The following is a 5421-nucleotide window of genomic DNA, read 5'->3' as shown; positions in this document are numbered from 1 at the left end:
CGCTGCCGTAGCGGGGGGTGGAGCTGCCGGGGCAGCCGCCACCGGCGCTGAGCCATTGCCGATAATCGCAATCGGCTGCCCGATCGGCACCGTCTGCCCTTCGGGCACTAAAATCTGCTGGAGCACGCCAGCCTCAAACGCTTCCAATTCCATCGTAGCCTTATCGGTCTCGATCTCAGCGATAATCTCGCCCACGGCGATCGAATCGCCGATCTTTTTCAACCAACGGCCCACCGTACCTTCCGACATCGTGTCGGAGAGACGCGGCATGGTTACTTCACCCATGGAGCCTCCCGTTATTGATGCTATGAGTTTGCAAATTTCGGATGGGCGTGTTTTGACCCCTCACCCCCAGCCCCGCTCCCTGCCAGCGAGGAGCAGGGACGATGCCGAGTTTAGCGCAAGCGCTTGGTGCCGCGCATGACTTGCCGGATAGCGTAAATCAAGCTATTGGCATTCGGTTTCGAGGCTGCCGACAGCTCTTTGGCATAGGGCAGCGGCACCTCAAGGCCGGCGACGCGCTGCACCGGCGCATCGAGGTAATCAAACGCCTCTTCCTGAATGGTGGCCGCAATCTCGGCGGTCACGCCATACGAATACCAATCCTCGGCGATGACCACGGCGCGATTCGTCTTCTTGACCGACTCGATAATGGTGGGGCGGTCGAGCGGGCGCAGCGAGCGCAAGTCTACCACCTCGACGCTAATCCCCTCTTGCTCCATACGCTGGGCGACTTGCAGAGCGATGGCGGTCATACGCGAATACGACACAACCGTCACATCGGCGCCCTGCCGTTTCACCTCGGCGACGCCGATCGGCACTACGTAATCATCGTCTTCGGGCACCTCGCCTTTGGTATCGTAGAGGGCCAGCGACTCGATAAAGATCACCGGATCGTCGTCGCGGATGGCGGCGCGGAGCAAGCCCTTGGCATCGTAGGGCGTTGCCGGGGCGACAACCTTGAGACCGGGGCAATAGGCAAACCAATTCTCGAACGACTGCGAGTGGGTGGCCGCTAGCTGGCCGGTGCCGCCGGACGGCGTGCGGATCACCAGCGGCACACTCACTTGCCCGCCGAACATATAGTGGATTTTCGAGGCATGGTTCACGATCTGGTCAATCGCAACCAGAATAAAATTGATGGTCATAATCTCGACCACCGGGCGTAGACCGAGCATCGCCGCGCCGATGGCCACGCCGACGAATCCCTCCTCGGCGATCGGGGTGTCAACGACCCGCTTGGGGCCGAATTTGGCCAACAGGCCCTCGGTCACGCGGTACGAACCTTGAAAGACCCCGATCTCCTCGCCCATCAAGAGCACATTCGGATCGCGGGCCAATTCCTCACCTAGCGTATCGTTTAACGCTTGGCGGTACGTAATCACAGGCATAGCAACCTCTTACTTGTTCAGACACGCTGGATCATCGTTATAGCTGCGCTGCACCTCACCGCTAAAACTCGCCGTGATTAATCTTCACCGCGCGGATCGCATCCTCAGCGGTCGGTGTGTTCGGCACCGGCGTCGCATACATATACTTATAGAGATCTTCAAATTTGGGATCGGGGCTATTGTTGGCGAAATCGATCGACTCTTGCACTTCGCGCTCGACCCGATCGGCCACGCTCTTCAGCCATGCGTCGTCAATGATGCCGTGATCGAGCAAGAGGGCGGCAAACTTGCGGATCGGATCGTACAGCTCGCGCCCGCGGCGCACCGCCTCCGGATCGCGGTAGCGGTCAGCGTCGATCACCGAGTGTCCGCGGAAGCGGAAGCTGACCGCGTCGATGATCGCCGGTTCGCCTTCAGCTTCGGCGCGGGCGCGCAAGCGGCGCACCACATCGCGCACTGCCAGCACATTGGTGCCATCGACCCGTTCGCCATAGATGCGGAACGAAGCGCCCTTCTTCCACAGGTCTGGTTCGGATGAACCGGCCTCCACCGAGGTGCCCATCCCGTAGCCATTATTGACGATAAAGAAGAGCACTGGGCACTTCCAGATTTTGGCTAGATTCAACGACTCGTAGAACGCGCCAATGTTGGTGGTGCCATCACCCATCTGGGCCACGACCACCCCCGGCTTGCCCTGATAGCGCAGCGCATACGCCGCGCCGACGGCAAGCGGCACCTGCCCGCCGACGATCGCGTAGCCTCCCATAAAGTTGGTTTTGCGGTCGAACAGGTGCATCGAACCGCCGCGCCCGCCGGAGACGCCGGTCTCTTTGCCGAACAGTTCGGCCATCACCGGGCCGGGGGGCACGCCGCGCGCAATAATGTAACCGTGCTCGCGATAATTGGTGAAGATGTAGTCGTCGGGAGTGAGGGCGGCCATGAGGCCGACGATGGTGGCCTCTTCGCCGAGATTGAGGTGGCAGTATCCGCCAATTTTCGCTTTCACGTACATTTCGCCGGCGCGCTCTTCAAATCGCCGTAACAGGAGCATCTGATAGTAGTAATGCTTCAATTCATCGGCGGTAGCGCGCTCAAGGAGGGGCTGAGCCGCTTCGGCTACTTCGGCCATAGTTGAGACTCCTCTCGTGTGCTGGGCGCTTCGCTCCGGCAGGGGTTAGTGTTCCCATGTGTCGAGGCAACGCGCCATCTGGTATGTTCGCCACACCCCCGTGGGCGGGTGACGCGCTTGGGATGGGCCAGACGTGCAATCGGTCTGGCAGCATGCAATTGTTTGGTGAACGGCAGATCAACAGTCTGCTGCGTGATGGCACAGCAGCAGCTTGGCGATCGATTAACCGGTAGCAAGCATCGCGTCAGGGTGAACGTCTAATGCTGCCCCAACGCCACATCTATAGTTACATGCCCGGCGGCACCACTTCGTGGGTGAAAGCGCCAGCGTCGGCGCCGCAGCGTGGGCAATGCTTGGGTGATTCGAGCGAGCGCACGATCTCGCCGCAGACGCCGCACACCCAACGCATTGCAATCTGACGCACCAGATCTGACCGGCTGACAATGCCGACCACTTTGCCGTTTTCGACCACTGGCACCCGCCGGATGCGCTGGTTGGTCAGCAGGTGCTGGATCTGTTCGACTTCGGTGTCGGCACTGACGCTGATCACGCTGCGGGTCATAATCTCCTTGACCGTGCGCCCCTCTTTGGCGATCAGATCGTGCTCGGTGACGAGACCAACCAAGATGCCGTGACCGTTAATCACCGGCAAGCCGCTGATCCGGTTGCGCGCCATCAGGCGGGCGGCATCTTCGACCGAGGCGTCATCGGTGATGCAAATCACATCACGGGTCATGATCTCGCGCGCTTTCATTCCGCTACACCTTTCGTTTCGATATGTTGCATTCGTGACATTCTTCACGAGAGTAGTTGCACGAACAACTCTTCCTTAGTATAGCAGAGATTGGCAAGCTGGCGGCGTGGTAGGAATGTGAGGCGCAGCGGTGCGGTTAGCGACTAGTGCCGCGCACGAAGATGTCGGGCCATGGTTGGAAGGTGGTGGGGATCGTATCGCGCCGGCTGATTTCGCCATTGGTATAGACGGTGCGATAGACTTCGACCCGCAACCCGTCGCGCGCGGTATCGGTCTGCCGGATCACGCCAGCCGGCAGGGTGGGATCATCAACGTAGACCGGCTGGGTCGGGGCCGGGGTGCGTTCGAAAATGCGGTAAGCGTATTCAACCCGGCGGTTGCTCGGCGGGCCGTAGAGGATCATCGTCAATTGTTGGCGTTGCAGATCAACTTTGCTGGTCAAGAGCAGCCAGCCGCCGGTATCGTTGACAAACCGCAGATCGTGGACGCCGGTAAAGATGGCGGCATCGAGGCCGGGCGGTTCGCCAAGCTCTTCGTACCAGCCAATGCGGAACGAATGCTCGTGGCGTTCGGTGATTGGCAAGCCGGCGAAGAAGGCGGCGCGGAAGACGGTGGTGCTGACTTGGCAGAGGCCGCCTCCCCATTCCTTTTGGGTGCGGTTGGCGACGATAGCCAGCCCCTCGACGAAGCCACGCTCTGGGGTGACCGGGCCGAGGGTCGTGTTGAACGAGAAGGCAGCGCCGGGCGGAATGAGCACGCCGTCCATTTGGCGCGCACCGGCTTGAATGTTGGTAATGCGATACTCAGCCGAGTTGCGGAACGAGCTGACCCCCACGCCAACCGGTTCGGTAATGCCCAATGCGGCGAGGTTATCGGCAGTGACCGGCGGCGGCAATTCGCGCAAGGGCAAGGTTACGGTGCGCTCGTGGCTGTAGAGTGCGCCATTAATGCGGGCCAGCGCCTCTTCGACCGCAAGGCCGCGACCGGGCGTGCCGGGGGTGCGGATACGCAGATTGCCGTTATTCCAATCCACCCGCGGCAAGCCGCCCTCTTCGCGCAGCGCAGCGGCGATCGGTGTCAGTACAGCGCGGATAGCGGCCTGATCGATCATCACGGCCATTGCCGGGCGGCCATCGATCGCAGTGAGACTGCGGAGCTTGATCCACGCGGCGATTTGGGGTACCGGCCATTCCCAGCGACAACCGGCGGGGCACTGGCCGCCCCGGCCTTCGAGCCGGATCGGGCCGTGCAGCAGTAATTGCAGCTCGGCGACGGTAGGGGCGAGGTCAGCATCGCGCACCCGCGGTTCGAGCAGGCGAGTGCGGATCGTTACCTCTTGCGGTTGCAGACTCTGCACGGCGGCGGCAATATCGGCGATCGTGTCATCGATCAGCGTTTGCCGGCCCCACTGCTCTGCACCAACGACGATCACCCCATTGCGCAGTTCAACGCTCGCCTCAACCGGCGCGCGGTCGATGTCGGCAGCGATAGCGCGCAGCGTTTGCTGGGCGATGCGCTGATCGAAGCGCAGGCGCAGCGGCAGATCAACGCCGTATTGCCATGTGGCGGCGGCGATGCGGGCATTGGCTTGCCAATTGAGATCGTGACCGAGGGCAAACGCCGAGTCGATCGCCTCGTCAATTGCCAAACTGAGGCCAAGGTCTTCAGCCGCCGGTCGCCAGAGTTGGCCCTCGAAGCTCAGTGTTATCGGTGCGGCAAGAAAATCGGCGTAGCGGCGGAGGAGCGTAGCGCGGGCTTCGGCGCGGGTCAGACCGCCGATCGGCAGGCCACGTACGCTAATGTTAGGATAGATCCGTTCGGCCAGCAGCCGTTCGCCAAGTAAGATCGTGCCATAGCCAAGCAGCGCAGCCAACCCAGCCAGCGTGGTGAGCACGAGCAACCATTCTATAACGCGCCATAGCCATGAGCGGCGGTCGCGGGGCATCCGGGCTGGCAGCGGACGATCCATGATGGTCTCGCAACGGCATTCCAATGCGAAAAACAGCGATGACGCCTTCAGTCTAACGCGCCGTAGGAGCAGTGTCAAGTAGCCGCGCAGGCGGTGCGCGACCCGGCCATGCCCTGCCCCGGCAGGACGCGGCTGAGCGGTACGAACCTAGCCATACGTGGCCCGGCTATGCCCTGCC

At 61.6% G+C, this 5421-nt stretch carries 6 protein-coding genes; 1 reads left to right on the top strand and 5 read right to left on the bottom strand.

The annotated features are described in order from the left end of the window. The 3 genes from U9R81_RS14005 to pdhA all read right to left on the bottom strand — a co-directional run. A partial coding sequence (locus tag U9R81_RS14005; RefSeq protein WP_322496054.1) for a lipoyl domain-containing protein occupies positions 1-285 on the bottom strand: 285 nt, incomplete at its 3' end. A 110-nt stretch (positions 286-395) separates the two neighbouring features. After that, on the bottom strand, positions 396-1391 hold the full coding sequence (locus U9R81_RS14000) for a pyruvate dehydrogenase complex E1 component subunit beta (RefSeq protein WP_322496053.1): 996 nt from the start codon (positions 1389-1391) through the stop codon (positions 396-398). Positions 1392-1452: 61 nt separating this feature from the next. Further along, on the bottom strand, positions 1453-2520 hold the full coding sequence (pdhA, locus tag U9R81_RS13995) for a pyruvate dehydrogenase (acetyl-transferring) E1 component subunit alpha (RefSeq protein WP_322496052.1): 1068 nt from the start codon (positions 2518-2520) through the stop codon (positions 1453-1455). A gap of 83 nt (positions 2521-2603) precedes the next feature. Here pdhA and U9R81_RS13990 point away from each other — a divergent pair, with 83 nt between their 5' ends. Next, a complete protein-coding gene (locus U9R81_RS13990) occupies positions 2604-2753 on the top strand; it encodes a hypothetical protein (protein WP_322496051.1) in 150 nt (49 codons plus the stop codon). A 53-nt stretch (positions 2754-2806) separates the two neighbouring features. On the opposite strand, the gene U9R81_RS13985 is transcribed toward U9R81_RS13990, so the two are convergent. Together U9R81_RS13985 and U9R81_RS13980 are read right to left on the bottom strand one after the other, a co-directional pair. Then, positions 2807-3274, bottom strand: a complete 468-nt coding sequence (locus tag U9R81_RS13985; RefSeq protein ID WP_322496050.1) for a CBS domain-containing protein — start codon at positions 3272-3274, stop codon at positions 2807-2809. Positions 3275-3410: 136 nt separating this feature from the next. Next, positions 3411-5243 carry a VanW family protein gene (locus U9R81_RS13980; RefSeq protein ID WP_322496049.1) on the bottom strand — a complete coding sequence of 611 codons (1833 nt, stop codon included), beginning with the start codon at positions 5241-5243 and terminating at the stop codon, positions 3411-3413. Between the last annotated feature and the right edge of the window lie 178 nt (positions 5244-5421).

This window comes from Chloroflexus sp. (genome assembly GCF_034435895.1).
Taxonomy (GTDB): Bacteria; Chloroflexota; Chloroflexia; order Chloroflexales; family Chloroflexaceae; genus Chloroflexus.
Note: the sequence above shows the minus strand (reverse complement) of the source record. Positions and strands in the feature narration are given on the sequence as shown.

What these genes read in the sequence shown, in the direction of transcription:
- U9R81_RS13990 (WP_322496051.1), top strand. Translation starts at nt 2,604, where the DNA reads ATGTTCGCCACACCCCCGTGGGCGGGTGACGCGCTTGGGATGGGCCAG.
- U9R81_RS13985 (WP_322496050.1), bottom strand. Translation starts at nt 3,274, where the DNA reads ATGAAAGCGCGCGAGATCATGACCCGTGATGTGATTTGCATCACCGAT.
- U9R81_RS14000 (WP_322496053.1), bottom strand. Translation starts at nt 1,391, where the DNA reads ATGCCTGTGATTACGTACCGCCAAGCGTTAAACGATACGCTAGGTGAG.
- pdhA (WP_322496052.1), bottom strand. Translation starts at nt 2,520, where the DNA reads ATGGCCGAAGTAGCCGAAGCGGCTCAGCCCCTCCTTGAGCGCGCTACC.
- U9R81_RS13980 (WP_322496049.1), bottom strand. Translation starts at nt 5,243, where the DNA reads ATGGATCGTCCGCTGCCAGCCCGGATGCCCCGCGACCGCCGCTCATGG.